The 26,253-nt window shown below is 62.8% G+C and carries 26 protein-coding genes and 1 pseudogene; 16 read left to right on the top strand and 11 right to left on the bottom strand.

Annotated features, from left to right (window positions below; genetic code table 11):
- Positions 1–96: 96 nt before the first annotated feature.
- Both PW947_RS24850 and PW947_RS24845 read right to left on the bottom strand, forming a co-directional pair.
- On the bottom strand, positions 97–1,068 hold the full coding sequence (locus PW947_RS24850) for a thymidylate synthase (RefSeq protein ID WP_299635048.1): 972 nt from the start codon (positions 1,066–1,068) through the stop codon (positions 97–99).
- Positions 1,069–1,260: 192 nt separating this feature from the next.
- Positions 1,261–2,658, bottom strand: coding sequence for a sigma-54 dependent transcriptional regulator (locus PW947_RS24845; RefSeq protein WP_299635047.1), 1,398 nt, complete (start codon positions 2,656–2,658; stop codon positions 1,261–1,263).
- 546 nt (positions 2,659–3,204) lie between these two features.
- Here PW947_RS24845 and PW947_RS24840 point away from each other — a divergent pair.
- The 9 genes and pseudogenes from PW947_RS24840 to PW947_RS24800 all read left to right on the top strand — a co-directional run bounded on the left by PW947_RS24840 (position 3,205) and on the right by PW947_RS24800 (position 11,971).
- Positions 3,205–3,711, top strand: coding sequence for a hypothetical protein (locus PW947_RS24840; RefSeq protein WP_299635046.1), 507 nt, complete (start codon positions 3,205–3,207; stop codon positions 3,709–3,711).
- A gap of 65 nt (positions 3,712–3,776) precedes the next feature.
- Positions 3,777–4,286: a hypothetical protein gene (locus PW947_RS24835; protein WP_299635045.1), complete on the top strand. Its 510-nt coding sequence runs from the start codon at positions 3,777–3,779 to the stop codon at positions 4,284–4,286.
- A 32-nt stretch (positions 4,287–4,318) separates the two neighbouring features.
- Entirely contained in the window at positions 4,319–4,945 is a 627-nt protein-coding gene (locus PW947_RS24830; RefSeq protein ID WP_299635998.1) for a hypothetical protein, read from the top strand.
- A 27-nt stretch (positions 4,946–4,972) separates the two neighbouring features.
- On the top strand, positions 4,973–6,553 hold the full coding sequence (locus tag PW947_RS24825) for a hypothetical protein (RefSeq protein ID WP_299635044.1): 1,581 nt from the start codon (positions 4,973–4,975) through the stop codon (positions 6,551–6,553).
- Between the two features lie 77 nt (positions 6,554–6,630).
- Positions 6,631–7,341 (top strand): C39 family peptidase, encoded by a 711-nt coding sequence (locus PW947_RS24820; RefSeq protein WP_299635996.1) that lies wholly within the window; start codon positions 6,631–6,633, stop codon positions 7,339–7,341.
- A gap of 7 nt (positions 7,342–7,348) precedes the next feature.
- The gene (locus tag PW947_RS24815; RefSeq protein ID WP_299635043.1) at positions 7,349–8,152 is read left to right on the top strand and encodes a peptidase C39; all 804 of its coding nucleotides are present in this window, start codon (positions 7,349–7,351) and stop codon (positions 8,150–8,152) included.
- Between the two features lie 101 nt (positions 8,153–8,253).
- Positions 8,254–9,717, top strand: a complete 1,464-nt coding sequence (locus PW947_RS24810) for a hypothetical protein (protein WP_299635042.1) — start codon at positions 8,254–8,256, stop codon at positions 9,715–9,717.
- A gap of 21 nt (positions 9,718–9,738) precedes the next feature.
- A pseudogene (locus tag PW947_RS24805) lies at positions 9,739–11,314 on the top strand (sigma-54 dependent transcriptional regulator).
- 150 nt (positions 11,315–11,464) lie between these two features.
- Positions 11,465–11,971 carry a dihydrofolate reductase gene (locus PW947_RS24800; RefSeq protein WP_299635041.1) on the top strand — a complete coding sequence of 169 codons (507 nt, stop codon included), beginning with the start codon at positions 11,465–11,467 and terminating at the stop codon, positions 11,969–11,971.
- 114 nt (positions 11,972–12,085) lie between these two features.
- On the opposite strand, the gene pmbA is transcribed toward PW947_RS24800, so the two are convergent.
- Positions 12,086–13,456, bottom strand: a complete 1,371-nt coding sequence (gene pmbA / locus PW947_RS24795; RefSeq protein WP_299635040.1) for a metalloprotease PmbA — start codon at positions 13,454–13,456, stop codon at positions 12,086–12,088.
- A gap of 181 nt (positions 13,457–13,637) precedes the next feature.
- Here pmbA and PW947_RS24790 point away from each other — a divergent pair, with 181 nt between their 5' ends.
- Positions 13,638–14,171 (top strand): hypothetical protein, encoded by a 534-nt coding sequence (locus PW947_RS24790; RefSeq protein ID WP_299635039.1) that lies wholly within the window; start codon positions 13,638–13,640, stop codon positions 14,169–14,171.
- Positions 14,172–14,414: 243 nt separating this feature from the next.
- On the opposite strand, the gene PW947_RS24785 is transcribed toward PW947_RS24790, so the two are convergent.
- Positions 14,415–15,554, bottom strand: a complete 1,140-nt coding sequence (locus PW947_RS24785) for an IS481 family transposase (RefSeq protein ID WP_299635038.1) — start codon at positions 15,552–15,554, stop codon at positions 14,415–14,417.
- 319 nt (positions 15,555–15,873) lie between these two features.
- Between PW947_RS24785 and yjgA the strand changes: the two genes are divergently transcribed.
- Positions 15,874–16,476: a ribosome biogenesis factor YjgA gene (gene yjgA / locus PW947_RS24780; RefSeq protein ID WP_299635994.1), complete on the top strand. Its 603-nt coding sequence runs from the start codon at positions 15,874–15,876 to the stop codon at positions 16,474–16,476.
- The gene (mog, locus tag PW947_RS24775) at positions 16,460–17,113 is read left to right on the top strand and encodes a molybdopterin adenylyltransferase (RefSeq protein WP_299635037.1); all 654 of its coding nucleotides are present in this window, start codon (positions 16,460–16,462) and stop codon (positions 17,111–17,113) included. The genes yjgA and mog overlap by 17 nt, the downstream gene beginning before the upstream one ends.
- 15 nt (positions 17,114–17,128) lie before the next feature.
- Here the strand turns inward: mog and orn are convergent, their stop codons facing one another.
- Positions 17,129–17,734 (bottom strand): oligoribonuclease, encoded by a 606-nt coding sequence (gene orn / locus PW947_RS24770; RefSeq protein ID WP_299635036.1) that lies wholly within the window; start codon positions 17,732–17,734, stop codon positions 17,129–17,131.
- A 97-nt stretch (positions 17,735–17,831) separates the two neighbouring features.
- On the opposite strand from orn, the gene PW947_RS24765 reads away from it, so the two are divergent.
- The 3 genes from PW947_RS24765 to PW947_RS24755 are packed head-to-tail and all read left to right on the top strand — an operon-like array spanning position 17,832 to position 20,402.
- On the top strand, positions 17,832–19,091 hold the full coding sequence (locus PW947_RS24765; protein ID WP_299635035.1) for a M48 family metallopeptidase: 1,260 nt from the start codon (positions 17,832–17,834) through the stop codon (positions 19,089–19,091).
- The gene (rsgA, locus tag PW947_RS24760) at positions 19,088–20,047 is read left to right on the top strand and encodes a ribosome small subunit-dependent GTPase A (protein WP_299635034.1); all 960 of its coding nucleotides are present in this window, start codon (positions 19,088–19,090) and stop codon (positions 20,045–20,047) included. The genes PW947_RS24765 and rsgA overlap by 4 nt, the downstream gene beginning before the upstream one ends.
- A 34-nt stretch (positions 20,048–20,081) precedes the next feature.
- Complete coding sequence (locus PW947_RS24755) at positions 20,082–20,402, top strand: DUF2007 domain-containing protein (RefSeq protein ID WP_299635992.1); 321 nt, start codon at positions 20,082–20,084, stop codon at positions 20,400–20,402.
- Positions 20,403–20,531: 129 nt separating this feature from the next.
- On the opposite strand, the gene PW947_RS24750 is transcribed toward PW947_RS24755, so the two are convergent.
- The 6 genes from PW947_RS24750 to rpsP form a co-directional block, all read right to left on the bottom strand.
- The gene (locus tag PW947_RS24750; RefSeq protein WP_299635033.1) at positions 20,532–21,470 is read right to left on the bottom strand and encodes a CobD/CbiB family protein; all 939 of its coding nucleotides are present in this window, start codon (positions 21,468–21,470) and stop codon (positions 20,532–20,534) included.
- A gap of 187 nt (positions 21,471–21,657) precedes the next feature.
- Positions 21,658–22,374, bottom strand: coding sequence for a CoA pyrophosphatase (locus tag PW947_RS24745; protein WP_299635032.1), 717 nt, complete (start codon positions 22,372–22,374; stop codon positions 21,658–21,660).
- A gap of 111 nt (positions 22,375–22,485) precedes the next feature.
- Entirely contained in the window at positions 22,486–22,872 is a 387-nt protein-coding gene (gene rplS, locus PW947_RS24740; protein WP_299635031.1) for a 50S ribosomal protein L19, read from the bottom strand.
- A 152-nt stretch (positions 22,873–23,024) separates the two neighbouring features.
- Positions 23,025–23,792, bottom strand: a complete 768-nt coding sequence (gene trmD / locus PW947_RS24735) for a tRNA (guanosine(37)-N1)-methyltransferase TrmD (protein ID WP_299635030.1) — start codon at positions 23,790–23,792, stop codon at positions 23,025–23,027.
- A 24-nt stretch (positions 23,793–23,816) separates the two neighbouring features.
- Positions 23,817–24,548, bottom strand: a complete 732-nt coding sequence (gene rimM, locus PW947_RS24730; protein ID WP_299635029.1) for a ribosome maturation factor RimM — start codon at positions 24,546–24,548, stop codon at positions 23,817–23,819.
- 106 nt (positions 24,549–24,654) lie between these two features.
- On the bottom strand, positions 24,655–24,909 hold the full coding sequence (gene rpsP / locus PW947_RS24725) for a 30S ribosomal protein S16 (RefSeq protein ID WP_013090118.1): 255 nt from the start codon (positions 24,907–24,909) through the stop codon (positions 24,655–24,657).
- A 250-nt stretch (positions 24,910–25,159) separates the two neighbouring features.
- Between rpsP and PW947_RS24720 the strand changes: the two genes are divergently transcribed.
- The gene (locus PW947_RS24720) at positions 25,160–26,233 is read left to right on the top strand and encodes a sorbosone dehydrogenase family protein (protein ID WP_366146148.1); all 1,074 of its coding nucleotides are present in this window, start codon (positions 25,160–25,162) and stop codon (positions 26,231–26,233) included.
- The last annotated feature ends 20 nt before the right edge of the window (positions 26,234–26,253 follow it).

Below are 26,253 nucleotides of genomic sequence, written 5' to 3'. Positions count from 1 at the left end.
TTGCGCTGCGGGCTTTTTTTCTCACTTCTGAATCGACTTCGACGTGTCGCGTTTAAAGCGCCGCCGATGCGCGTCGACTCAGGGTAAGCATCAGGTTCAAACCGCCATCGGCGCGGTCAGCGGCTCATGATGGCGATACCCTTCGAGCGCGAAATCGGACGGTTCGATCTGCTCCAGCCACTCCGGCGCATACACGCCGGTTTGTGCGTACGCCGGCACGCGATCCGAAATCGTCAGGCGCGGGCTTTCGTACGGTTCGCGCGTCAACTGCGTTTCCAGCATCGGCAGCTGGTTTTCGTAGATATGCGCATCGCCGATGAAATACGTGAACCAGCGCGGCGTATAGCCCGTCAGCCGTCCGACCAGTTCCAGCAACGCCGCGCCTTCGGTCAGGTTGAACGGCGTGCCGAGCCCGATATCGTTGCTGCGGATATACAGGCACAGCGAGATTTCCTTGCGCGTGACGTTCGGCAGAAACTGGTACAGCAGGTGACACGCGGGCAACGCAATCTGGTCGAGCACCGCCGGATTCCACGCGTGAAACAGAATGCGGCGGTCGGACGGGTTCTGCATGATGGTGTCCAGACACTGGCGAAGCTGGTCGATCGCCTTGTACAGCAACACTTTCGACACACCGTCTTCGTCGAATTGCGTGACCACGCTGAAGCCGCGCGATTGCGCGTCGGCGATCTGCGCGCCGGCCGACGCGTCGAGCACCTTGTAGCCCGGCCACTTGCGCCATTGCACGCCGTACACGTCGCCGAGATCGTCCGGGCCTTCGCGATACGGATTCGCCAGCCATTGCGGATTCTGGTTCGCGTTCGCGTCCCACACCTTGCAGCCGAGATCGCGGAAATCGGCCGCGCTTCGCGACGCGCGCAGGAAACCGACCAGTTCGCCGATCGCGGACTTGAACGCGAGTTTCTTCGTCGTCACCGCCGGAAAGCCTTGCTGCAGATCGAAGCGCAGCATCGCGCCGGGCATGCTGATCGTGCGGATGCCGGTGCGATTCTCCTGCCACGTACCGGTGTCGAGGATCGTGCGGACGAGGTCGAGATATTGTTTCATTCGGTTCCTGGGGGCGGCCGGGCCGCGCGCTGTTTTCGCGATAATCCGGGATTTTAACAAGCTGGCGGATCTGCCGCCGTCCACCGAAAAAGTCCGCGCCGATTTCCACGAACCACGCGACACGCGAACGCCCAATAAAAAACGCGGCTCACCGGCCGCGCTTTTCGCTGTCCTGCCCGCTCGCCGACGTCATCAGCCGATATGCGGCACCACCGACGCCACGTCGCCATGCGGCGCGAGCGGCTCGTTTTCCATATGCCGCATGCCGTGCGAGCACAGCAGACGGTACAAGGTCACACGCGAGATGCCGAGTTCCTGCGCGGCGTCGCCGAGGCGGCCGCGATGACGCAGCAATGCCAGTTCGATCGCCTGACGTTCGGCCGCTTCGCGCGCCTGCGCAAGCGACACCGGCACGATCTCCACGTATTCCGCGAGTTCGAGATCGCGCGCGGTGATTGCGCGCCCCTCCGACATCACGATCGCGCGACGCACGCGGTTGATCAGCTCGCGCACATTGCCCGGCCAGCTGTAGTTATGCAGCGCGGCAATCGCGTCCGGCGCGAAGCCGCGCAGACGGCGGCTCGCATCTTTCTTGAAACGTTCGAGCATGTGACGCGCGAGCAGTTCGATGTCCTTGCCGCGCGCGCGCAGCGGCGGTTCGTCGATTTGCAGCACGCACAAACGGTGATACAGATCGGAGCGAAACCGCCCTTCGATCATCGCCGCGTTCATATCGACGTGGGTGGCCGAAATGATCCTCACATCGACGTCGATCGCGCCGTGTCCGCCCAGCCGCTCGACCTTGCGTTCCTGCAGGAAGCGCAGCAGGCTCGCCTGGCTTTCCAGCGGCAGATCGCCGATTTCATCGAGAAACAGCGTGCCGCCGTTGGCCGCTTCGACGCGACCGATCTTGCGCTGGTTCGCGCCGGTAAAGGCGCCGCGCTCGTAGCCGAACAGTTCGGATTGCAGCAGATGCGGCGGGATCGCGCCGCAGTTGATCGGCACGAACGGCGCGGTACGCCGCGCGGAACGTTCGTGAATCGCGACCGCCGTGAGCTCCTTGCCAGTGCCCGATTCGCCGGAGATAAACACCGGCGCATCGGTCATCGCGACCTTGCGGATCGAGCGGAACAACGCGAGCATCGCGTCGCAGGTGCCGACCATTTCGCCTTCGGTACCGGCCGGCAGAACGTCGTTCGACGCGGGTTCGCCGAGCGAAATCATGCCGTACGCGTGGCCGATCGAATCGATGATCCGGTCGCCCGCGTCGGGCACGGTCACGTAGTCGAAACAGTAGTCGCGCACGAGGCGGCGCAACGCGGTGTCCTGCAACTGGCCGGCCATCGTCGCGGCCACCCAGCCGACATTCGGCAAGGTCAGACAGGATTCGAACGCGGCGATTTCATGCGGCTGAAACTTGCTCGACAGATCGAGCAGGCCGCCCGCTGCCATTCCATTACGTACTGCACGACGGACATCGCGTGCCGAAGCGGCCACTTCGACATGCCAGCCGCGTTGATGAAACCTTGAATGCAACTCCGCGCTCGGGTCGCGCGAAACATAAATCAATTGCCGCGGTGCCGGTTCCATTGTTCAGATCCTTTCGTCAGCGAACGTTAAGGATGACGGTGGCGTAACTCGTTGCGAAACTCACAATGCAGATACGCGGACTTAGTTCGGAATTCGCATAAAGTTAATAACCGAACGGTCATTCCATTCCGTGCGGACAGCTGATCTCCGAATAAGCGACGTGTGTAATGGCAGGCCGGAAGAAAGCCTTTTTTTATAAGCGATGCTCTTTTTTGAGAGCTTACTATAGCCGGGACCCGACGAAAACAGGTAAGCGCACTAAATCAACAGAGCCTTATCCCGTAAGGGTTCTAGGTATTTTCACCGTAGTCGCGGCGCAACGGGAAACGCTTCCATAGTTTCTTTCTCCGCGTAATCCCCAGGACTTTTCAAGAAGCGAATTTTCGCGAAAACACTGAAAACCGGGCCTCTCGTTTCAGGCCTGAAACGTTTTCGCCCGATTTTTGAATTAACCCCGCACCTCCGATCGGCACAAGCCAATCGCATCAATGGATTCCGCCTGATGGCACACGTTTCGCTAAATGTCTCACATCAAGGAGACACACCATGCGACACGTTTTCCGCATCGCCCTTCGTCATATTCCGCCACGCGCCGCACTGTATGTCGCGCTGATCGCAATCGGTCTGCCGGTTGCCGCGAATGCGCAGGAACCGGCGGCCAGCGTCGGCGGCGAAACCAGCGTCAGCACGGTTGCGGCCGCAACCATCATGACGGAACCGGCTACCGCCACCGAAATCGCCGGCGACGCCGCGCGCCTGCCGGACGCCACTGTCGAACAAGGCATCGCGTCCACCGACGATGCCACTAGCGTATCGGCCGATGCTTCATCGCTGAACGGCTTTGCACTCGACGACCAGATGCTCAACCGTCAACGCGGCGGCCGCAACGGCATGGTGATGGTCGCCGCGACGCCGCAACTGACGCACGGCATGGGCAGCGGCAACAGCGTGACCTTGTGGGACGAGATCGCGCCGCCGTCGCCGCTGCCGATACCGGTCGATGCCGCCGCGCGTGCCGCGCAAGGCAACGTCGCCAGCTACCAGCGTAAGTGACCGCCCGACGAACCAGGAACGTCACCGACCGACGCCCGCCCGACGCGGACCAGTAAGGAACCGACATGAACGCTTTGAACTCGACGCCGCGTCAGCGCGGCCCGCGTGTGGCCCTGCTCACCCTCGCGATTTGCGTAGTGGCAGCCGGCGCCGCCGCCAGCGCCTCGGCGCAGCAGGCCACGAACCCCGGCGACATCATCGTCGAGCGGACCATCACGCCGCGCAACGCATTCGATTCCGTGCCGAAAAGCCAGGATCCGGTCGCAGTCCGCGCCACGACCTTTCCGGCCAACAGCTTCAACCCGGCGATCGCCCAGATGGTCAGCGACACCGACCTGACCAACGCGCACGGTTCCAGCGGCGTCGCCACCGGCGGCGTGCTGGCTGCGGGCACCGGCGTTCAGGCGGTCACGCAGATCCTGTCGGGCAAGAGCACCGGCAACAACATCGCGTTGAATGCCGGACTCGGACAGCCCGGTCCGACCGGCGGCATCGGCAATCAGATCTCGTCGACGATCACCGGCTCGCTGGCGCCGCTGACCAACGCGCTCGGCTCGCTGGGAGCACTGAAATGAGCGCGCCCCGTCACGTCAGGCTGCGGGCGACCGTGACCGCATTCGCGGCATGCGCGGCATGCGCGGCGCTCACCTCGCTCGCAAGCGTCGACGCGCATGCGCAATCGTTTTCGCCCGACCGTCCGGCGCGGATTTCCGCCGACGCGACGATCGGCGACGGTGCCGCGGCCGGCGCGACCGGCGCGATCGCCGTCAACGAAACGGCCGGCATCAACAACGTGCAGGCCAACCAGCTGACGCTGACCAACGGCGGCGCGATCGCCAACGTCAACACGATCTCGCAGGAAGCGAGCGCGAACGCGAAGGTGACGTCGGCCAGCGCGTCGATCAACGGCAATGCATTTTCGAATTCGTCCGGGGCGGTGATGTTGAACCAGTCCGCGGGCGCAGCAAATCTCCAGCGCAACAGCGCCCAGTTGGGCACCGCGGCGATAGGAGGTGTCGAGACCGTCTCGGATGGGGAGCTATCCGCGACGGCCCCGAAAAACGGCAGTCAGGGGCAACCACTCGGGGTTCATAACGTACGCGAGGCAAACATCTCCAACGATGCCTTCAAGAACGTCAGCGGGATCGTCCAGATCAACCAGACAGCCGGCGCCGGTAATGCCACGGCAAACAGTTTTGTGCTCCGTCCCCCGGCGGGCACTTTTTTTAACTGACCACACTTAAAGTATCGGAGCGAAATCATGAAGCGCACTCTTATCGCCGCAGCCGTGTTGACCGCCGCCTCCAGCAGCGTGTTCGCAGCCAGCAATCCGTATATCTTCAATGCCACCATGGTCGGTACGGCCGTCGGCGTCGAAGGCTGGGTCGCGCTGTACGGTTGCGTTCACGTGTCCAGCAGCGCGGGCGCCGTGATCAACAACAATCAGTCCGTGAACTTCAAGGCATCGCTGGATCCGCAGGCGCAAAGCTACGTGACGGGTTCAGTGACGACGCACTTCAACAACGCCAACTATGCGGTGGTCGGTTCGGGCACCAACAGCACCTACGACAACCGCACCAACAGCGGCTCGCAGTCGGCGTCGTTCAGCGAATCGTCGTCCAGCTCGCGCTCGCAAAGCTCCAGCTCCAGCAAGAACTCGAGCAGCGCGTACGGCTATAACAACACGGCATCGTCGAGCATCGTGGGCGCCTATCACGCCACCAGCGACAGCGGCACCGCTCACGTGACCAGCAACACGTCCGGCCAGACCACCACCCACGTCGATGCCAACACGCATGCAGCCAGCGCCGGCGCGAACTACACGGCCTCGCATTCGCAAGGTGCACAAGGTTCGGTCACGCTCGGCGTCGCGACGTCGAGCAGCGGCAACATCGGCAACGGTCAGGCCGCGATCACGTTCGGTGCGGCAGAGCAGACGTCGTCGGGATCGAGCGGCGCGATCGCCGGCAACTTCGGATCGAGCCAAACCAACACGTCCGGCTCGCAAGACACGCATTCGGACGGCTCGACATCGACGGCAGCCAATGCCGGCTACGCGGACGGCACGCTGTCGGCTGGCGTGACGAAGGCGAACAGCGGCAACGGCAGCAAGTCGTATCAGGCCTCGCGCAGCGAATCGAGCAGCAGCTCGCGCTCGCAAAGCGCATCGGCATCCGAATCGTCGTCGCACTCCAGCCAGTCGTCGAGCGGCCATTCGTGGGGCTATAGCGTGAACGACACGCTGGCCATCACCGACCAGACGACCACCGGCAGCGTCACGCAGCACTACAACACGCAGGTCGCCGGCACGCTGAACGCCACGACTGGCACGAATGCTGCATCGGGAGTGTCCGGCAACCTCGGCATCAACATCGCGGAAGGCGCGAACAACGCCCAAAGCAACGATGTCGCGCTGGCGTCGGTGGATATCGGCAACGTGTTCGGCAACGCGCAGATCTTCAACACGCAGACGACGGCAGGCACGGCCAAGATCAACAACTTCAATCTGAATGCGTCGATCGGGGACGGCTCGCTGTCGAATGTTACGGGTAACGTCGGGGTGAATGTGGCGTCCGGGCTGGGTAACGTGCAGAACAACAGCCTTGCCGGTGCAGTCACGACGACGAAGGCAGGTCAGGCCAACACCACGGCCATGGTCGCAACGGATGAATCGACGCAAACGGCAGCACTCGACGTCAAGGGCCAGTTCCAGGGTACCGCGATGCTCGGTGCGAATGCACTTAACGGCGCGTCGGGCAACATCGGTGTGAACATCGCGGGCGGTGCGGGCAACCTGCAACACAACGGGCTGGCGATCGCCGCACTGAATAGCGGTCACTAAATCAGTACATCGCAGCACATCGGGTGGAGCGCGCCGGCGGCCGGTACAGCCGGCGGCGCGCAATGCAGGAGACCAGCATGACCGCGTTATATCGGTTTCCAGCGCTTCGGCTTGCCGTCGCGCTGGCAAGTTGCTCTGTGTGTGCGCAAAGCCACGCACAGGCCACTATCGATACGTCTACGCTGACGGGCGTCCCGTTGCATAAAACGGTCCGCTCGATGAGAGACATCCGCTACAGCCACATCGTCAATCAGCAATTCGACTACAGCTGCGGCGCGGCTGCGCTCGCGACCCTCCTCAAGTACGGCTACGGCATCGACATTCCGGAAACGGAACTGATCGGCCGCATGATGGCTTTCTCCTCGCCGGACGTGGTCGTGAAAAACGGCTTCTCGATGCTCGACATGAAGAAATTCGTCGAGACCATCGGGTTGCGCGGCCGGGGCTTCCGTGTCACCACGGAAGCGCTCTACCACCTGCAAATCCCCGTGATGGTTCTGATGAACATCGAAGGTTACGAGCATTTCGTGATCGTCAAGCATGCGCAGGACGGCCGCATCTTTATCGCGGACCCTGCCCTCGGCAATCGCATCGTGCTCGAAGAGGACTTCACGAAGACCTGGAACGGTCTCGTGTTCGCGGTCCTCGGAAAACCGTTCAGGGAGGATTCACCGCTGTTGCAGGACAACGAGTCGTTAGCCCTGAAGCTGCGCGCGAGCGCGCTGGCGAACGGGACGGCGGCGACTCCTTTTGTCGAATACGGCTTGATCAAGGCAGACCTGTTCTGAATCAACCATGAAGCGCCACCTCTCACAGTTTGGCCTGGCACTCTGCACGACGATGTGTGGCCTGACCAGCGGTGCCTTTGCCGCCGAAACCGCCGGGATGCCGGCGGCCTCGGACATTCTTTCAACCCGCGGACTCGATCCGCAAATGCTCAAGGTTCAACCGGTCGACGACGACGTGCTGTCGCAACAAACCGGCAAGTACGCCGGTTCGTCGATGATTTCCGGCTTTGTTCTGACCGTGTTGTCGCAATGGCAGGCCCCGAACGGCGCAACCGCGCTCGCGCAGGGCACGCTCACCGCAGTACAGAATGCGGCGGGGCAGATGCAGGCCACCGTCAGCACCCTTGCGAAAGTCACGGAAGGCGCGCTGGGCGACACCGGCGCGAATCCCAACGCACAGGTGAACGGCGGACAGAACGTCGCCGTGAACGGCGTGTCGCAGGTCACCCAGGTGGCCGGAGATCGCAACCTCGGTTCGAATTCGGCCGTGATCGATTTCAACAATAACAACGTTGCAAGCCTCGGCACCGCGGGACCCGCGGCATCGACGGCCACCAATTCGACCGGCACCGTCAAAGCCGGCATTGCATTCGGGAGCAACGGCGTGACCGTTGCCGTACAGACGCCAGCCGGCATCGCAACGCAAACCATCAAGCCAGGCAGCGCACAGATCGCCCAGTTACTCCAGATCGCAGGCAACAGCCAGCAGGTCGCCAATCAGTTGCAACTGCACTTGCAGACGCAACCGATGTCGGCGGCCATGCTCCGCCAGGTCGGCGTCCTGCAAGCTCTGCAAAGCTCGAGGAGATAACCCGGGCGGCAACCCGACAAGGACGGAGACAGGCACTCATGGACGGCACGACGCATAGGGAGGTTTGAGCGCCGTGTCGCCCGAATACCGGGGGAACAAAAATGAACAATATCAATGAAGCGAGGCAGCCGCGCATCCGGCTTGCGGCGATACCGGCCGCAGCCATGCTGTTCGCACTGTCGCAAGGCGCGGGCGCGCAGGCGCTCGGCAACCAGTCGCTCGAAGAGCGGCTGAACACGCTGATGCGGGTAGTGGACGAGCAGCAACGGCAGATTCACTCGCTCGAACGGCAGGTGACCAACCTGGAGATGTCGCAGCGCGGCCGGGGAGCGCCCGGCTACGGTGCGCCCGCGCCCGACGGCGCGACCATCGCCGAACAACCGGGCGCCGACGGATTGCCGGTGCCGTTGCCGCCGCTCGCGCAGGTGTCGCCGGGAGCGTCCGCGCCCGGCAGCGCGACCGGCACCGCGACCGGCGTGCCGGTCACGCCGCCGTCGCCCGAAGGCGGTGGCTCGATGGCCGCAGGCAGCCTGCCGGCCGCGACGGACGGCTCCGGCGCAATGGCGCCCGGCACCATCGGACAGACGCAGAAGGCGGCCGAACCCGTGCGCACGCAGGCGGAAAACGCCGTCGTGCAGAAAGAGCACGCCCCGCTGTTCGATCACAAGCTGACCCTCGACTGGGGCCTCAGCGATACGTACTACGACCGCCGTCAGTTGCAGTTGTCGGGCTTCCTCGCGCTCGACGCGATTTTCCTCGGCAACATCAATCTCGGCGAGACGAAGTCGCACCAGGTGATGGCGGACCTGGACACGCGCTACGGACTGACCGACCGGATGAGCGTCGACGTCGACGTGCCTTACGTGTACCGGCATAGCAACTTCATCGTCGGCGGCGCCGGTGGCGCGGCCAGCACGATGTCGGACGCGTCGGTCACGGGACACAACATCGGCGACGTGAACTTCGGGATTTACTACCAGTTCCTCAAGGAAACCAACAACTGGCCGGACGTGGTGGGCAGCTTGCGGATCAAGGCGCCGACGGGTTCGTCGCCGTTCGGCGACAAGGTCGTGCAGATCGATGCGAACAACACGAATCTGGTCGCGCCGAGCAAGCTGCCGACCGGCACCGGCTTCTGGAATATAACGGCCGGTATGTCGGTATTGAAGACGTACGACCCGGTCGTGCTGTTCGGCAGCGTGTCCTACACGTACAACATTGCCCGCTCGTTTGCGGACATCTCGTCGGTGCAAGGCCAGGTGCAACCGGCGACCGTGAAGCTCGGCGACATCATCCAGTTTGGTGCCGGTGTCGCGCTCGCTTTCTCGGACAAGGATTCGGCCAGCATCTCGTACACGATGGCGCTGGAACCCGAGTCCAAAACGAAAACGCCAGGCGGCGAATATTCGAAGGTGCCGGGCAGCGAAACCACCGCTTCGGCGATGAATTTCGGTCTGAACCACGTGGTGAACAAGCATCTGACGATCAACGGCTCGGTGTCGATCGGGCTGACGCCGGACGCGCCGAATTTCGTGGTCGGTGTGCGCTTTCCCTATACATTTTGACGTGCCAATACGAGGTTGATCGTGCGTGAATCACCCCATCTGAGTAACGTCACACCGCGTGTGGGCGCGGGTTCGCATCTGTCGATCGCGCGCCCGCCGCAGTCGTCGCAATCATCCGACGCGCTTTCGACTGCGTTGCCGGCCGCCAGCCGTGCGCACGACAGCGCGAAGCCGCGCGCCGACGACGCAGCCGTGCCGGACGGCGCGCTCGAACGCAGCCTGCTGTACGTGTCGCGCACCGCCGACGACGGCCTGATCGCGTTTCTGAAAAGCCGTGGCTGGCATGTGTCGGTGGCGCGCTCGGCGCATGAGCTGTCGCGCCTCGTCAAGCCGGATGCGAGCTGCGCCGGCATCGTCGATCTGGCGAGCTTTGCGCTGCGCGATATCGCCGGACTGGAAGTGGGTCTGCGCCAGCAGCAGATCGGCTGGATCGCGCTCGCGACGCGCGAGCGGCTTGCCGATCCGGACGTGCGCCGGATGATCCGCCATTACTGCTTCGACTACGTGAAGACGCCGGTTGCAAACGCAACGATCGATTACCTGGTCGGTCATGCGTTCGGCATGGTGACGCTGTGCGAACCCGATTTCAACGTCGCTGCCGCCCCCGCCGGCGACGATGAAATGGTCGGCACCTGCGAAGCGATGCAGCAACTGTTCCGCACCATCCGCAAGGTCGCTAACACCGACGCGAGCGTGTTCATCTCCGGCGAATCGGGCACCGGCAAGGAACTGACCGCGCTCGCGATCCACGAACGCTCGCCGCGTCGCAAGGCGCCGTTCATCGCGATCAATTGCGGCGCGATTCCGCACTCATCTGCTGCAATCCGAACTGTTCGGCTACGAGCGCGGCGCGTTCACCGGCGCGAACCAGCGCAAGATCGGACGCGTCGAAGCCGCCGACGGCGGCACGCTGCTGCTCGACGAAATCGGCGATCTGCCGCTCGAAAGTCAGGCGAGCCTGCTGCGCTTTTTGCAGGAAGGCAAGATCGAGCGGCTCGGCGGACGCGAATCGATTCCCGTCAGCGTGCGGATCATTTCCGCCACTCACATCGATCTCGAAGACGCGATGCGCGAAGGCCGTTTCCGGGCCGACCTGTTTCACCGGCTGTGCGTGCTGCGCGTCGACGAACCGCCGTTGCGCGCGCGCGGCAAGGACATCGAGATTCTCGCCAATCACATCCTGCACAAGTTCAAGGCCGACAGCGCGCGCAAGATTCGCGGCTTCGCGCCGTCGGCGATCGAGGCGATGTACAACTACAACTGGCCGGGCAACGTGCGCGAGCTGATCAACCGCGTGCGCCGCGCGATCGTGATGGCCGAAAGCAAGTTGATTTCCGCCGACGACCTCGACCTCGCCCACTTCACCGCGCAGGAAACCGTGAGCCTCGCGCAGGCGCGCGAAGCCGCGGAAAAGCGCGCGATCGAAGCGGCGCTGCTGCGTCACCGTCACCGTCTGAACGAAGCCGCCGCCGACCTCGGCATCTCGCGCGTCACGCTGTACCGGTTGATGGGCACGCACGGTTTGCGCGAACCCGGCGCCACCGATGACAAGGCGCTGTTCGGCGGCGAAGCGGCGGGAGCGTTGCAGGAGTCGTAGCGTGCGCGGCGGCGGTCGCGGCAACACGGTGGCGGGATCGTGGTGGCGGGATCGCCGATTGGCGGATTGGCGGCGCGCCGGGTGCGCGCGGTGCCGGACGGAACGCGTGCGTCAGGTAGAATCGGTTCGACCCAATTCCCTGTTTCCTCGATGACGACGCTCACCCTGATCGTCGCTCGCGCCCGCAACGGCGTGATCGGCCGCGACAACCAGTTGCCCTGGCGACTGCCCGAAGACCTCGCGTTTTTCAAGCGCACGACGATGGGCGCGCCTATCGTGATGGGTCGCAAGACGCACGAGTCGATCGGCCGGCCGCTGCCGGGACGGCGCAATATCGTCGTCACACGCGACGCCACGCGCCGCTTCAACGGCTGCGACACGGCCACCAATCTCGACGAAGCATTGGCGCTGGCAGGCCAGGACGGTGCGCCGGAAGCGTTTCTGATCGGCGGCGCGCAGCTTTACGACGAAGGCATGCGTCACGCGGACAAACTGATCGTCACCGAAATCTCGATCGATTTCGAAGGCGATGCGCATTTCCCGGCACTCGATCCGAACGAGTGGGAAGAAATCGCTCACGAGACCCATCGCGCGCACGCGCCGAACGATTTCGACTACGCGTTCGTCACGTACCGTCGCAAGGGTCAGGACGGCTGAGCGCGCCGCACGCATCGGGCGCGGGTCCGGTCCAGACGAAAAAACGCCACGAAAGCGCGAGCTTTCGTGGCGTTCTGTTTTGTTGCGCGGCTTCGCCGCGCGTGAACCGCGCGCTTATTGTCCGGCGATCGTCATGCGTTCGATCAGCACCGAGCCGGTCTGCTTGGTGCCGCGCACGAGCGTATCCGCGCCGATCGCGACGATGTGGCGGAACATCTCCTGCAACGTGCTCGCGACGGTGATTTCTTCGACCGGATACTGGATCTTGCCGTTTTCGACCCAGAAGCCCGACGCGCCGCGCGAGTAGTCGCCCGTCACGTAGTTGACGCCCTGCCCCATCAGTTCCGTCAGCAGCAAGCCCGTGCCGAGTTTCTTCAGCATCGCTTCGAAGTCGTCTTCGGGACGCGTGTTCGAGCTGAGCAGCGACAGGTTGTGCGAACCGCCCGCGTTGCCGGTGGTTTTCATACCCAGCTTGCGTGCCGAGTAGGTGGACAGGAAATAGCCTTCGACGACGCCGTCTTTGACGACCGAGCGTTTCTGGGTGCGCACGCCTTCTTCGTCGAACGGCGCGCTGCCCATTGCCCGCGCGACGTGCGGATCTTCGACCACCTGAATATGCGGCGCGAACACCGGTTTGCCGAGGCTGTCGGTGAGGAACGAGGTCTTGCGATACAGCGCGCCGCCGCTGACCGCTTGCGTGAACGCGCCGAGCAGGCCGGCCGCGAGTGGTGCTTCGAACAGCACCGGCACCTTGCGGGTATCGAGGCCACGCGCGCCGATGCGGGCCAGCGCGCGTTCCGCCGCGTAACGGCCGACCGCTTCGGGCTCGGCCAGTTCGCCGGCGCTGCGCTTGGACGTATACCAGTCGTCGCGCTGCATGTTGCGGCCGGAGCCCGCGATCGGCGCGCACGCGACGTAATGCCGCGAGTACGGATAGCCGCCGACGAAGCCGCGCGACGTGGCGAGCACGAATTGCGAGTGCTGCGCGGAGACGCTGGCGCCTTCGGAGTTACGGATTTGCGGGCTGGTGGCGAAGGCGGCGTCTTCGGCGCGGCGGGCGAGTTCGACGGCTTCGTCCGCGTTGAGATTCCACGGATGATAGAGGTCGAGGTCACGCGGATCGGTTTCGAGGAGTTCTGCTTCGGCGAGGCCCGCGCAGTCGTCTTCGGCGGTGAACCGGGCGATGTTGTAAGCCGCCGCGACCGTGTCCTTGAGCGCTGCCGACGAGAAATCGGACGTGCTGGCGTTACCGCGCTTGTTGCCGATGAAAACCGTGACGCCGACCATTTTGTCGCGGTTGTGCTCGATGGTTTCGACTTCACCGCGGCGCACCGAGACCGACAGGCCATCGCCTTCGGAGATTTCGGTGGCGGCGTCGCTCCCGCCGAGGTCTTTGGCGTGACGAAGGATATCGGAAGCGATCTGCTTCAGTTCGTCTTGGGTATGCGGAAAAAAGCGTTGCCGGGCGTCCATGTCTGCTGCCATATCGTTGCCGTCCTGTTCGAGGCCTTGGCGGCCCTGTTCTGTGGTCCGTCGGATGCGGTGTGTTGCTGCGCGGTTGGGCGTGGGCCGCGGCGCGGGCCGTGGCTTCGTTTTCGTTCGCTGCTGCGCATCCTGCGATCATAGCAAGGGTTGTGTTTGTGTACCCGGTGGGAGGTTTGGTTATTTGGGTTTTGGTTTGGGTTTTGGTTTGGGTTTGGTTTTGGTTTTGGTTTTGGTTTTGGGTTGCGTGGGTTGTGTTTGGTTGTTTGGTTGTCCCGTCTTCACGCTGGTCTGCCTGGATCGTCCCTGTGCGGGACCGCACCTACTTTTCTTTGCCCGCGCAAAGAAAAGTAGGCAAAAGAAAGCGCGTTTACCCCGCCGCTTCGTAGCGAGTGGCGTCCATCAATTTTCGGGTAGTGGACCGCGCACGTTTGGAGTTGCCGGTCCGTTTTTCCCGGTGGCGCGCGCCCGCACATCCCGCCCGCTTCGCGGCGGTAGCCTACTTCAAAAACCCATTTTCGCCACGCCGCTCGCCAGCCGTTTCGACGGTTCCAGCGGCCGGACCGAAGCCCGGTTTACGCCCGACGATCCGTCCGCTTTCCGACGGTTTCGACGTTTTGATTGGTCTGGAATTTTGCGCGCGACCAACCCGGCGCAGGCCTGGAAAGTGGGTTTTGTGACCGACGGAGTGCAGCGCGCGAATGACGCTGAGAGATGAAGACGGGGCTGTGCCCAACGGCTGTCGCGGAGCGAACAGCCGGAACGAATGACTACCTTGTCACCAAGACATGCGGTGCGGCAACTCAAATCGTGCGCGGTCCACTACCGGTAAATGAACCGACGCCACTCGCTACGGAGTGGCGGTGTAAACGCGCTTTCTTTTGCCTACTTTTCTTTGCGCGAGTGTACAGACTGGAGACATGGTTGACACATGTACGGGGACATCGTTGACACATGATGCTCAGGTTTTTACGGTCTTCAGGTCAAGTTCTGTGAGGCGGTGATGCGCAAACCAGAGCTCGATGACGCCATCTTCGCCGTCCTTCGGACGAGCCGCCACGTCGAGTCCCTTCAGCGCGATCGATAGCCGCAGCGCCCGCCCGTGCAGGCGCACCACGCCGTTTGAATTGACCCGCAGCACTTCGTCGCCGGGACCGTATTGCAGTTCGGGCAACCGATCCGGCATGGCGCGAGCACTGGGCCTGTAGCGCGTAATCGGCGTCGCCATTCCAAGCGCCTCATGCGGGCGCTGCGTGTTGTACACGTGGCGCCAGCGCTGCAGTTCCTGCTGCACGTGTGCGTGCGTAATGAATGCATGACGCGCCAGCACTTCTGCCTTCAGTGAGCGGTGAAACCGCTCATCCTTGCCGTTGGTCTGCGGGTGATACGGTCGGCTGTAGCTCACGTGGATACCCAGCCGGATCAGCCACACGGCCAGTTCCGTCAGCTGTCCAGGGGCACTGGGCGAGCCCCACGGTGCGCCGTTATCGGTGTTGATGCGCGACGGCAGCCCGTAGCAACGGAACGCCTGCGCAAGCTCGCCCTGCACCACCTGCGTGGTCGTGCGCGCGCACGCGGCCAGCACGATGTTAAAGCGTGAGTGATCGTCGATCACGGTCAGCGGCATGCAGCGCCCGCTCTCCAGCGTCTGAAATTCACCCTTGAAATCCATCTGCCAGAGCGAATTCGGATGCTCGTGTTCGAAGCGATGCCAGTGCTGGCGCTGCGCGCACTCGTTGGGCTGGAGCAGCCCGTGACGGCGCAGGATCTCGGTAATCGTGGCCGGCGCGGGCACGTGCGCATGGCCCAGGTCACGCAGGCGACGCTCGATCTTGCGTCCTCCCCAGCCGTACTGGCGACGCAGTTCAAGCACGACCTCTACGACGTGTTGCGGTGAGCGCGTCGGGCTGTGATGAGGGCGGCGCGACTGGTCGGCCAGACCCTGCACGCCCTGCGCCTTGTGGCGATCGAGCCATTTGTAGCCGGTCTGGCGGCTGATGCCAAAGCGCCGGCATAGCTCGCTGAACGGCAGATCCTGTGCAGTTGCCAGACTGACGAATTCCTGTCTGAGATTCATGGTGTCTTTTACGTTCCAGGGCATAGGTGGCTCCGGGCGTTCGATTGCCCGAAAGTGTCAACCATGTCCCTGTACACCTGTCAGCTATGTCTCCAGTCTGTACACGCGAGCAAAGAAAAGTAGGTGCGGTCCCGCACAGGGACGATCCAGGCATACCAGCGCAAAAACAGGCCACGCCCACCAACACAAGACCAACCAAACCAGCGCAAAAACACCGCCAAAACGCACCCGCCCCCGCGCAGGGCCAAACCACGCATACCGCCCCGAAACCGGAACAACCAAACACAAACCAGCCAAACCAAAGCGAAACCGACACAACCAGGCAACACGCTACAATACCAACATGACACGCAAAACCCGCATTCAACCCATGGAACCCGAAACCGTCGTCGACGAGAACGGGTACGATCGTCCGAGCAAATCGCAGCTCAAGCGTGATATGCACGCGCTGCAGGAACTCGGCGAAGCGCTTATCGCGCTGCCAAAAGACGCGCTCAAACGCATGCCGATGCCCGAAAAGCTCGACGACGCGGTCCGCGACGCGCGACGTATCACCGATCACGAAGGCAAACGCCGTCAGGTTCAGTACGTCGGCCGCGTCATGCGCACGCTCACCGACGAAGAAACCGGCGCTATCCGCACGGCCATCGATTCGTATAACGGTGTCAACAAGGCCGAAACCGCCAAACTGCACTGGATCGAACGCACTCGCGAAAAACTGCTCGCCAACGACGACGCGCTGACAGAATTCATCCGCCAGCATCCCGACGCCGATCCGCAAGCGGGCCGCACCCTGATCCGCAACGCCCGCAAGGAAGCCGAGCAGAACAAGCCGCCGCGCGCATTCCGCGAACTGTTCCAGTGGATCAAGTCCGCCGACGGCAAATCCGCCCAGGATGACGACGCCGAAGCAGAAGACCGCGACGACGATGAAGATCAAGCGTAACCACCCCGATGAAATCGTCATCGGCCTCGTGTCGATCAGCGATCGCGCATCGACCGGCGTCTACGAAGACAAAGGCATTCCCGCGCTGCAAGACTGGCTCGGACGCGCGCTCACGTCGCCGTGGCAAGCGGTCACGCGCCTGATTCAGGACGACGCACCCACGATCTCGGCCACGCTGATCGAACTGGTCGACACGATCGGCTGCGATCTGGTGCTGACCACGGGCGGCACCGGACCGTCGCGTCGCGATGTCACGCCGGAAGCGACGCTCGCCGTCGGCACCAAAGACATGCCGGGTTTCGGCGAACAGATGCGCCAGATCAGCCTGAATTTCGTGCCGACCGCCATCCTGTCGCGCCAGGTCGCGGTGATCCGCGAGACCTCGGACAATCCCGGCAGCGCCGGTTCGAACACCGCGCCTCACGCCGCGCTGATCATCAACCTGCCCGGTCAACCGAAATCCATCAAGGAAACGCTCGAAGGCCTGCGCAATGCCGACGGCAGCGTGAACGTGCCTGGCATCTTCGCGGCCGTGCCGTATTGCGTCGATCTGATCGGTGGGCCCTACGTCGAAACGAACGCCGAGGTGGTCGCGGCGTTCCGTCCGAAGAACGCGCAGCGAACGCCGCGCGCCTGATACCTGACTACGAACTTATTCCGAAACCGGCTGGCTCGCGGCCGGGATCAGGAAATGCTCGCGGTAGTACTTGAGTTCGTCGATCGATTCATGAATGTCGGCAAGCGCCGTATGCATCGCGCGCTTCTGGAAACCCTTGTAGATTGCCGGTTGCCAGCGGCGGCACAATTCCTTCAGCGTGCTCACGTCGAGATTCCGGTAGTGGAAAAACTGCTCCAGTTCCGGCATCCAGCGTGCCATGAAACGGCGGTCCTGGCAGATCGAATTGCCGCACATCGGCGACTTGCCCGGCGGCACGTACTGGCCGAGAAATTCGCGGATCTGCGCGGTCGCGTCCGCCTCGCTGACGGTCGACGCCTTCACGCGATCGATCAGTCCCGAACGGCCATGCGTGTTCTGATTCCATTGATCCATCTTCGCGAGCGTTTCGTCGCTTTGATGAATGGCCAGAACCGGCCCTTCGATCAGCTTGTCGAGTGTTGAATTCGTCACCACCACCGCAATCTCGATGATGCGGTCGCTATCGGGCTCGAGCCCGGTCATTTCCATGTCCAGCCAGATCAGGTTCATGTCGCTGCGAACGAGTGCAGGCTGGTCGGCGGTGTCGAGGATGTCGGTCATGAAGGAAACTTAGAAGGCAGCTTTGAAATTAGGCACGGTCCCGCCTTGCGGCGGGAAGAAACATATAATTCTCGCATAGATACCACGGATTCCCCGGATGCCCACTCTGTCCCTCACCATTCTGTTTGCCGTCGCCGTCATCGCGATGGTCGGCACGAAACTCTGGCTCGCGTCGCGGCAAGTCCGCTTCGTCGCCGCACACCGCGATCAGGTGCCGCGGCAATTCGCCGGCACGGTCGCGCTGTCCGCGCATCAGCGCGCGGCGGATTACACCGTCGAACGCACACGCCTGACCATGCTCGAAGTGGTCGTCAGCGCGGCGGTGCTGATCGGCCTGACGCTGCTCGGCGGCGTCCAGGCGCTCGACCTCGCCGTTTCCGGCGCGCTCGGGCGCGGCTATATCGGCCAGATCGCGCTGATCGCGGTCGTGATCGCCATCACCAGCGCGGTCGATCTGCCGTTCGACTACTACCGCCAGTTCGGCATCGAACAGCGCTTCGGCTTCAACCGGATGAGCAAAGGCATCTTCTTCGCCGATCGCCTCAAGGGCACGCTGCTCGGCGCCGCGTTCGGCCTGCCGCTGCTGTTCGTCGTGCTGTGGCTGATGAATCAGGCGGGCAGCCTGTGGTGGCTGTGGACATGGGTCGTGTGGGTCGCGTTCCAGATGCTGGTGCTGATCCTCTACCCGACGTTTATCGCGCCGCTGTTCAACAAGTTCGAACCGCTGAAGGACGAGGCGCTGAAAAGCCGCATCGAGGCGCTGATGAAGCGCTGCGGCTTCGCGGCGAAAGGCTTGTTCGTGATGGACGGCAGCCGCCGCTCCGCGCACGGCAACGCGTATTTTACCGGTTTCGGCGCAGCCAAGCGGATCGTGTTCTTCGACACGCTGCTCGCGCGTCTGTCCGGCAACGAGATCGAAGCCGTGCTCGCGCACGAACTCGGCCACTTCAAGCGCCGTCACGTGATCAAGCGGATGATCGTCACGTTCGGCATCAGCCTCGTGATGCTGGCGCTGCTCGGCTGGCTCACGCAATGCGTGTGGTTCTACGAAGGGTTGGGTGTGCGGCCATCGCTGACAGGCGGCAATAGCGGTCTCGCGCTGATCCTGTTCTTCCTCGCGTTGCCGGTGTTCCTGTTCTTCGTGACGCCGCTCGGCAGCCTCAGCTCGCGCAAGCACGAGTTCGAAGCCGACGCGTTCGCGGCAACCCAAACCGACGCGCAAGACCTCGTCAACGCGCTGGTCAAACTATACGAAGACAACGCATCCACCTTGACGCCCGATCCGCTTTACACCGCGTTCTATTACTCGCATCCGCCGGCGTCGCAGCGGATCGACCGTCTGTTGCGGCACGCATGACGAGCCGTCCTCCGAAGAAAGGCGCGGCGGCGCGCCAGGTCTCGAGCACGCGCATTCAAGGCGTCGTCGTGGCTGCGCACGGCCGCCACTATCTGGTCGCACCGGACGACGGCAGCACGCCGCTGCAATGCTTTCCGCGCGGCAAGCGCAGCGAAGTCGCAGTCGGCGATCGGGTCACCTACGAGCCGACATCCGCGGATCAGGGCGTGATCGTCGAGATCGGCGAGCGTCGCAACCTGCTCTATCGCTCGGATCAATACAAGTCGAAGCTGTTCGCGGCGAATCTCGATCAATTGCTGATCGTGCTCGCCACCGAACCGCATTTCAGCGAAGACCTGCTGGGGCGCGCGCTGGTCGCGGCCGAAGCGAACGAACTGAAGCCGTTGATCGTGCTGAACAAGATCGACGTCGAGGCCGCTGTGCCGGGCGCGCAAAAGCGGCTCGAACGGTATCGCGCGCTCGGTTATCCGGTGCTCGAAGTGTCGATCAAGATGCAGCCCGACGCGGCGCGCGCGATTCTCTCCGAGCATCTGCACGGTCACGCAACCTTGCTGCTCGGACAGTCGGGGATGGGCAAGTCCACGCTGGTCAACCTGCTGATTCCCGACGCGGATGTCGCAACCCGCGAGATTTCGACCGCGCTCAACAGCGGCCGGCATACGACGACGTTCACGCGTCTCTACCCGCTTCCCGACGATGCACACGGCAAAGGCGGCGCGTTGATCGATTCGCCGGGCTTCCAGGAATTCGGCCTGCATCATCTGACCGAAGGGCGCCTGGAACGCGCGTTCCCGGAGTTCCGGCCGTTGCTGCCGAACTGCAAGTTCTACAACTGCCATCATTTGCACGAACCCGGTTGCGCGATTCTCGAAGCGATCGACGATGGCCGGATCAGGCGCGAACGGCACACGCTGTACGCGCAACTCGTGCACGAAGCCAGCCAGATCGTGCGCTGAACGCGCCGTCGCGCTCCCGCCGTCCATCGCCATGATGAAACTGATGCTCGCACCGAATCTCGTCACCGGTCAGCACTGGATCAACGTGCTGGCGGCAGCGGGCGTGCAATGCGAGATGCACAACCGCTATCTGAACGGTGCGCTCGGCGACATCCCCGCGGATCAATGCGCGCCCGAACTGTGGCTCGCGGACGAACGTGACGAAATACTGGCGCGTCGCCTGATCGACGCGGCCCGGCAAGGCCCTGCCGCCGATGCCCCAGCGTGGCGATGTGGGCAATGCGGGGAATCGCTGGAGGCGCAGTTCACCGTGTGCTGGCAATGCGGTACGCCGCGCGATCCGCTGGACGGCTAGTCGCACGAGCGGTGCTGGATCGGGCGTAGAAATAGTCTTGTGTTGGGCGCGCTCAACGAAAAAGGCCGGTTCATTCTGAACCGGCCTTTTTTTATTTCATCGCGCGACGACGCGTAGGGATGCGTGGCATCACGCCAGCCATACGGCGATGGTCAGCATCAGCAGCAGAATCATCCACAGGATCACTGCGCGCCACACCAGCCCCACCGCCGATTGCAATGCGCGCGGCGTGCAGTCGTCGCCGACCGGCATCGGGCCGCCGTCGCCGGTGGCCAGCGCATCGATGCTCAACGGCTCGGCCAGCGGACCGGCGAGGCGCGCACCCAGCGCGCCGCTGCCGGCGGCGAGCAACACGCCGTCGTTCGCGTTCGGCCATTGACGCGCGTGATTGCGCCACGCGTAAATCGCATCTTCGAAATTACCGACGATCGCGAAACCCAGCGACGTCAAACGCGCCGGCACCCAGTCGATCACGAAAAAGGCCTTCTGCGCGAACGTGGAGAACGCGGGCGTACGGTCGACGGCCGGCTGCGACCATGTGCGTGCGAGATATTCGGCGATCCGGTACAGCACCGCGCCCGCCGGACCGACCGGCACCAGAAACCAGAAGAACACGCCGAACACGTGCCGATGCGACGCCACCACCGCGTGAATCAGAGTATGCCGGACGATTTCGCTTACCGGCATGTCGACGGTATCGAGGCCGGTCCATTCGTTGAGAATTTCGCGCGCGCGCGGCACGTCGTCGTTGTTGAGCGCGAGATGGATGTCAGTGAAATAGTGGCTGAACTGCCGGAAACCGAGCGTGAAATACACGATCACGACGTTCCACATGAACGCCAGCACGAAACTGATCCGGTACAGCACGTAATAGACGAGGCCGACGGCGAGCGTCCACGGCAACACGACCGCGAGCCATGCGAGCACGCCATGCTTCTGCTTGCCGGCGTCGAACCCGTGCGCCGCCGATTCCGCGTGGTACTGAAGCAGCGCCGACACCGGGTTGCCGGGTGACAGCGCGCGTAACTGTTCAATGATCAGGGCCAGCAATACGGAGAAAAAAGTCATGCGTTGCGCCGTGCTTTTCGAGTTTTACGATTGTTTTATAACGATAGCACAGGGCCGGATGGCGCTGAGCGAGTGTGGTGCATGGCGCATCAGCCGTCGCGCCGTGGGGACGTCAGTGTGCGCTTGCGCGTGGTCAGGCTTTCCTGACGAGCGGGTCGGTGTTTTCTGCGCCGCTTTCTGGGGGCGCTTACGCCGCCAGAAAGCGGTAGACGTTGCGCAGCATGCCGGCTGTCGCGCCCCAGATGAAATAGTCGCTGCCGAGATCGTGCGACGCGCCGTGCGGCACGTCGCGCTGGGCGCGTTCGCGCGGATACGGCATCGCGAAGAAGCGCCGCTCGCCGCCTTCCCAACGGAACACGCGCACTTCGTGGTGCGCCGGATCCATCAGAAACGACAGCGGTACTTCGAACACTTCTGCGACTTCGAGCGAATCGGCTTCGAGCGTGAACGGCGGATGAACGAGGCCAACGACGGGCGTGACCCGAAAACCCGTGCCGGTCAGATAGTCGGGCAACGCCCCCAGCACTTCGACTCGCGACGGATCGAGACCGACTTCTTCCTGGGCTTCGCGCAACGCGGTAGCGGTGGCGTCGGCATCGAAAGGTTCGTGACGGCCGCCGGGGAAACTCACCTGGCCGGCGTGGTCGTTCAGATGATCGGCGCGCTGCGTGAGCAGGACGGTCAAGCCGCCCTCACGCACCACCAACCCGACGAGCACGGCCGCGACGCGTGGATCGACATCGGTACGCCAGCGCACTTCGACAGCTTCCGGCGTCCACGGCAGGCGCTGGTCGAAACGCGCGCGCAAACCATCGGGCGTGAGGCGTCCGGCACTGACGGCCGGCAGATCGGCGCCCGTCGATTCGACAGGCAGGGATTCGGGCTCAAAGACGGGACGGGTCAACGGGACTCCAGCGATTATGTTGCCAGGCCAGAACCGGCCTACATGGGCTAACCGCTATTCTGACCTGGCAAACAAAAAAGCACCCACAAGGGGTGCTTTTTCTTACAGCTCTTACGCCTGGGAAGCAGCGCGGTCTTTCGAGACCAGCTTTTCCTTGATCCGGGCCGACTTGCCCGAACGGTCACGCAGGTAGTACAGCTTCGCACGACGAACGTCACCACGACGCTTGACGACGATGCTTGCCAGCAACGGCGAGTACGTTTGGAACGTACGCTCGACGCCTTCGCCCGACGAAATCTTACGGACGATGAATGCCGAGTTGAGGCCACGGTTACGCTTGGCGATAACGACGCCTTCGTAAGCCTGGACACGCTTACGCGTACCTTCGACCACGTTCACGCTAACGATCACCGTATCGCCGGGAGCGAATTCGGGGATGGTCTTTTCGCCCAATGCGCGGGCGATTTCTTCCTGCTCAAGCTTTGCAATCAGATTCATAACTGACTCCTAGTGCCATCTTGTCGGCGTTCGTACCTGCCTTGCTCAGGTTGCCCTGGTGCGCGGCGACGGCCCCGATAGAGGATGGGTTCACATCTGGCGCCGTACACGCATGTGCGACACCGCCTATGTCCGCCAGGAATGCCGGGGGCTTACGCCTTCGACGCTTCTTTCGCGAGACTTGCGAGCCATGCCTCGTCGGCACGACTCAACATCTTGTTCTTTCTGGCGCGCTCGATCAGATCGGGGCGCTTGTGCCACGTATTGCGCAATGCTTCACGACGACGCCACGCTTCGATTTCCTTGTGGTGACCGCCAAGCAGCACGTCCGGTACGCGCACGCCGTCGTATTCTTCGGGACGCGTGTAGTGCGGACAATCGAGCAGAACATCGACAAAACTGTCTTGTACCGCCGACTGCGAGTCGTTCAGCACGCCGGGCAACTGACGCACGACGGCGTCCATCAACGCCATTGCCGGCAATTCGCCACCGGACAGCACGAAGTCGCCGAGACTGACTTCTTCGTCGACGACTTTGTCGAGCAGACGTTGATCGATTGCTTCGTAACGGCCGCACAACAGGATCAAACCGGGTTCTTCGGCGAAGCGCATCACGCGTTCGTGGTTCAGCGTCTTACCTTGCGGCGACATCATCACCACACGTGAACCTGCAATGCCCTGCTCCGCCTGCGCTGCTTTTGCTGCGTCGATTGCGCTTTCCAGCGGTTTGGCCAGCATGACCATGCCTGGGCCACCGCCGTATGGACGATCGTCGATTGTCCGGTAGTTGTCGGTGGTGAAATCACGGGGATTCCACGTCCGCAAACCGTAGCGCGCCTGCTTCACGGCGCGACTGGTAATGCCCCAGTCGGTCAGCGCGCGAAACATCTCGGGAAAGAGCGTGACGATATCGAACTGCATCGCTCTCTCCAGTCAGCGAATCATTTAATAATCAGCTTCCCAGTCGACGATGATCTGCTTCGCCGCCTGATCCACTGTTTTGACATAGACGCCGACGAACGGGATCAAGCGTTCGCCGGTGACCGGCTTACCGTCTTTACCGGCGTCCGGGTACTCGATACGCATCACCGAATGCGCACCGTTGTCGATCATGTCCGCAACTTTGCCGAGTTCGACCCCGACTTCATTGACGACATTCAGGCCGAGCAGGTCGACCCAATAGAATTCATCGGACTGGAGCGCCGGAAATTCGCTGCGGCAGATGTAGATTCGATGACCACGCATCGCATATGCCGCATCGCGATCGGCGATGCCGCCCAGACGGGCAACCACGGTGTCGCTATGGATCTTCGCCTGCAATGCAGGTGTGGATTTGCGCTCGTGGCCTTTGACCAGCCACCACCGCTTTGCCGTCAGCAATGCGTCGCCGCCGCTGCCGGCATCGGCGTGCGCGATGACCTTGACCCAGCCTTTGAGGCCGTAGGCATCGACTATAGCGCCGACTTCGACGGCATCGTCCGGCCAACTCTGTTCGGTTTCTGCCCGCATTTCGCCGGCGTCGCGTGAGTCGCTGCCGGTTTCCGCTTTCGCGGAAGCGCGCGCGGCCGGTTTGCGAGCAAACACGCCGAACGAGGGTTGCCCCGCCGTTCGCGCGGTACCGGCTGCCTCGTTTGACGCCTTGGCGCGATCGGAACTATCGGAATCACGCGTAGACATCAGGCAACCTCACGGCAAACGTCGAAGCTATGCTTCTGTACAACTCGCGCATCGGACTTCTCGCCCATGACGCGCGAGCCACTCACGATGCGCATGCGAACTGGCATTAAGCAGCCGGTTGCGCCTTTTGCGCTTCCTTGACCAGACGCTCGACGGTCGGCGACAGTTGTGCGCCAACGCCTTGCCAATACGTCAGACGGTCTTGAGCGATACGCAGCGATTCACCCTTCGTAGCGACCGGGTTGTAGAAGCCGACGCGCTCGATGAAGCGGCCGTCACGGCGGCTACGCGAATCAGTTGCGACGATGTTGTAGAACGGGCGCTTCTTGGAGCCGCCACGAGCCAAGCGGATGATGACCATACTAGAATCCTTGAAAACCGGGGTTCGGAACCACTGAAACACGCGATTATAGCCCGAAACTGAAGCCATAACAAACACTTACCGGGATAAACTGATCAACCGCGCCGCCCCGCCCGTCCAGACGGGGCAAGCCCGCCGCGGTCGAGCGGCGGAATAACCGGATGGGAAGCCCGTGAAAAAGACGTCTTTTGTACCGGCTGTTTGGCGCTTGCACTTCATTCATAACTGGCGCGTCCAGCGTTGCTGCGCGCTGCTGCTATTCATATTGTCGGCGCCCGTGCTGGCCGCGTTGCCGGTCGACCGGATCAAGTTGCCGCCGGGTTTCCGGATCGACGTATTGTCCGACGCGGTGCCGAGCGCCCGCGAAATGGCGCTTTCACCGAAAGGCATCTTGTATATAGGCAGCACCGACGGCCATGTCTACGCGCTCGAACTGCGCGATAACCGCGTCATCGCGCGTCACGTGATTGCGTCCGGCCTGGAAATGCCGGCCGGCGTGGCCTGGCGCGACGGTGCGCTCTATGTTTCCGCGGCGTCGAAGATCATACGCTTCGACGCTATCGATACGCACCTGAACGATCCGCCCAAGCCTGTCACCATCAACGGCTCGTTGCCGACCGAAACGCATCACGGCTGGAAATTCATCGCGTTCGGGCCGGACGGCAAACTTTATGTACCGCAAGGTGCGCCGTGCAACATCTGCCTGCCCGACCGCGATCGCTACGCGATGCTCGGCCGGATGAACGCCGACGGCAGCCAGTACGAAACCATCGCGCGCGGCATCCGCAATACCGTGGGTTTTGCGTGGCATCCGACGACGCACGAACTGTGGTTCACCGACAACGGCCGCGATCTGCTGGGCGATGACGTCCCCGACGACGAACTCAACCGTGCGTCGAAACCCGGGATGGATTTCGGCTATCCGTTTTGTCACGCGGGCAACGTCCCGGACCCGGAATACGGCAAGAACCATCCATGCAGCGCGTTCACGCCGCCGGTTGCAAAGCTCGGCGCGCACGTCGCCGCACTCGGCATGCGCTTTTACACCGGCGCGATGTTCCCGCCCACCTACCGCGACAGCATTTTTATCGCCGAACACGGCTCGTGGAATCGCAGCAAAAAAAGCGGCTATCGCGTGGTGCGGATCACCGTGAACCCGGACGGCAGCGGCGCACAACAAGATGTATTCGCCGAAGGCTGGTTGATGCCGGACCAAAGCGTCTGGGGCCGCCCCGCCGACGTCCTGCCCATGCCCGACGGCTCCCTGCTGATCAGCGACGACTACGCGGGCGCGATTTATCGCGTCACCTATACAGCGCCGTGACGGGTGACATGGGCCGAGCC

This window comes from Paraburkholderia sp., assembly GCF_028283785.1.
GTDB lineage: Bacteria > Pseudomonadota > Gammaproteobacteria > Burkholderiales > Burkholderiaceae > Paraburkholderia.
The sequence above is the reverse complement of the archived record's forward strand: the minus strand, read 5'-3'. Positions and strand labels throughout refer to the sequence as shown.

Coding starts and splice junctions, on each gene's coding strand:
- PW947_RS24850 (WP_299635048.1), bottom strand. CDS start 1,068: ATGAAACAATATCTCGACCTCGTCCGCACGATCCTCGACACCGGTACG.
- PW947_RS24845 (WP_299635047.1), bottom strand. CDS start 2,658: ATGGAACCGGCACCGCGGCAATTGATTTATGTTTCGCGCGACCCGAGC.
- PW947_RS24840 (WP_299635046.1), top strand. CDS start 3,205: ATGCGACACGTTTTCCGCATCGCCCTTCGTCATATTCCGCCACGCGCC.
- PW947_RS24835 (WP_299635045.1), top strand. CDS start 3,777: ATGAACGCTTTGAACTCGACGCCGCGTCAGCGCGGCCCGCGTGTGGCC.
- PW947_RS24825 (WP_299635044.1), top strand. CDS start 4,973: ATGAAGCGCACTCTTATCGCCGCAGCCGTGTTGACCGCCGCCTCCAGC.
- PW947_RS24820 (WP_299635996.1), top strand. CDS start 6,631: ATGACCGCGTTATATCGGTTTCCAGCGCTTCGGCTTGCCGTCGCGCTG.
- PW947_RS24815 (WP_299635043.1), top strand. CDS start 7,349: ATGAAGCGCCACCTCTCACAGTTTGGCCTGGCACTCTGCACGACGATG.
- PW947_RS24810 (WP_299635042.1), top strand. CDS start 8,254: ATGAACAATATCAATGAAGCGAGGCAGCCGCGCATCCGGCTTGCGGCG.
- PW947_RS24800 (WP_299635041.1), top strand. CDS start 11,465: ATGACGACGCTCACCCTGATCGTCGCTCGCGCCCGCAACGGCGTGATC.
- pmbA (WP_299635040.1), bottom strand. CDS start 13,456: ATGGCAGCAGACATGGACGCCCGGCAACGCTTTTTTCCGCATACCCAA.
- PW947_RS24785 (WP_299635038.1), bottom strand. CDS start 15,554: ATGCCCTGGAACGTAAAAGACACCATGAATCTCAGACAGGAATTCGTC.
- yjgA (WP_299635994.1), top strand. CDS start 15,874: ATGACACGCAAAACCCGCATTCAACCCATGGAACCCGAAACCGTCGTC.
- mog (WP_299635037.1), top strand. CDS start 16,460: ATGAAGATCAAGCGTAACCACCCCGATGAAATCGTCATCGGCCTCGTG.
- orn (WP_299635036.1), bottom strand. CDS start 17,734: ATGACCGACATCCTCGACACCGCCGACCAGCCTGCACTCGTTCGCAGC.
- PW947_RS24765 (WP_299635035.1), top strand. CDS start 17,832: ATGCCCACTCTGTCCCTCACCATTCTGTTTGCCGTCGCCGTCATCGCG.
- rsgA (WP_299635034.1), top strand. CDS start 19,088: ATGACGAGCCGTCCTCCGAAGAAAGGCGCGGCGGCGCGCCAGGTCTCG.
- PW947_RS24755 (WP_299635992.1), top strand. CDS start 20,082: ATGAAACTGATGCTCGCACCGAATCTCGTCACCGGTCAGCACTGGATC.
- PW947_RS24750 (WP_299635033.1), bottom strand. CDS start 21,470: ATGACTTTTTTCTCCGTATTGCTGGCCCTGATCATTGAACAGTTACGC.
- rplS (WP_299635031.1), bottom strand. CDS start 22,872: ATGAATCTGATTGCAAAGCTTGAGCAGGAAGAAATCGCCCGCGCATTG.
- trmD (WP_299635030.1), bottom strand. CDS start 23,792: ATGCAGTTCGATATCGTCACGCTCTTTCCCGAGATGTTTCGCGCGCTG.
- rimM (WP_299635029.1), bottom strand. CDS start 24,548: ATGTCTACGCGTGATTCCGATAGTTCCGATCGCGCCAAGGCGTCAAAC.
- rpsP (WP_013090118.1), bottom strand. CDS start 24,909: ATGGTCATCATCCGCTTGGCTCGTGGCGGCTCCAAGAAGCGCCCGTTC.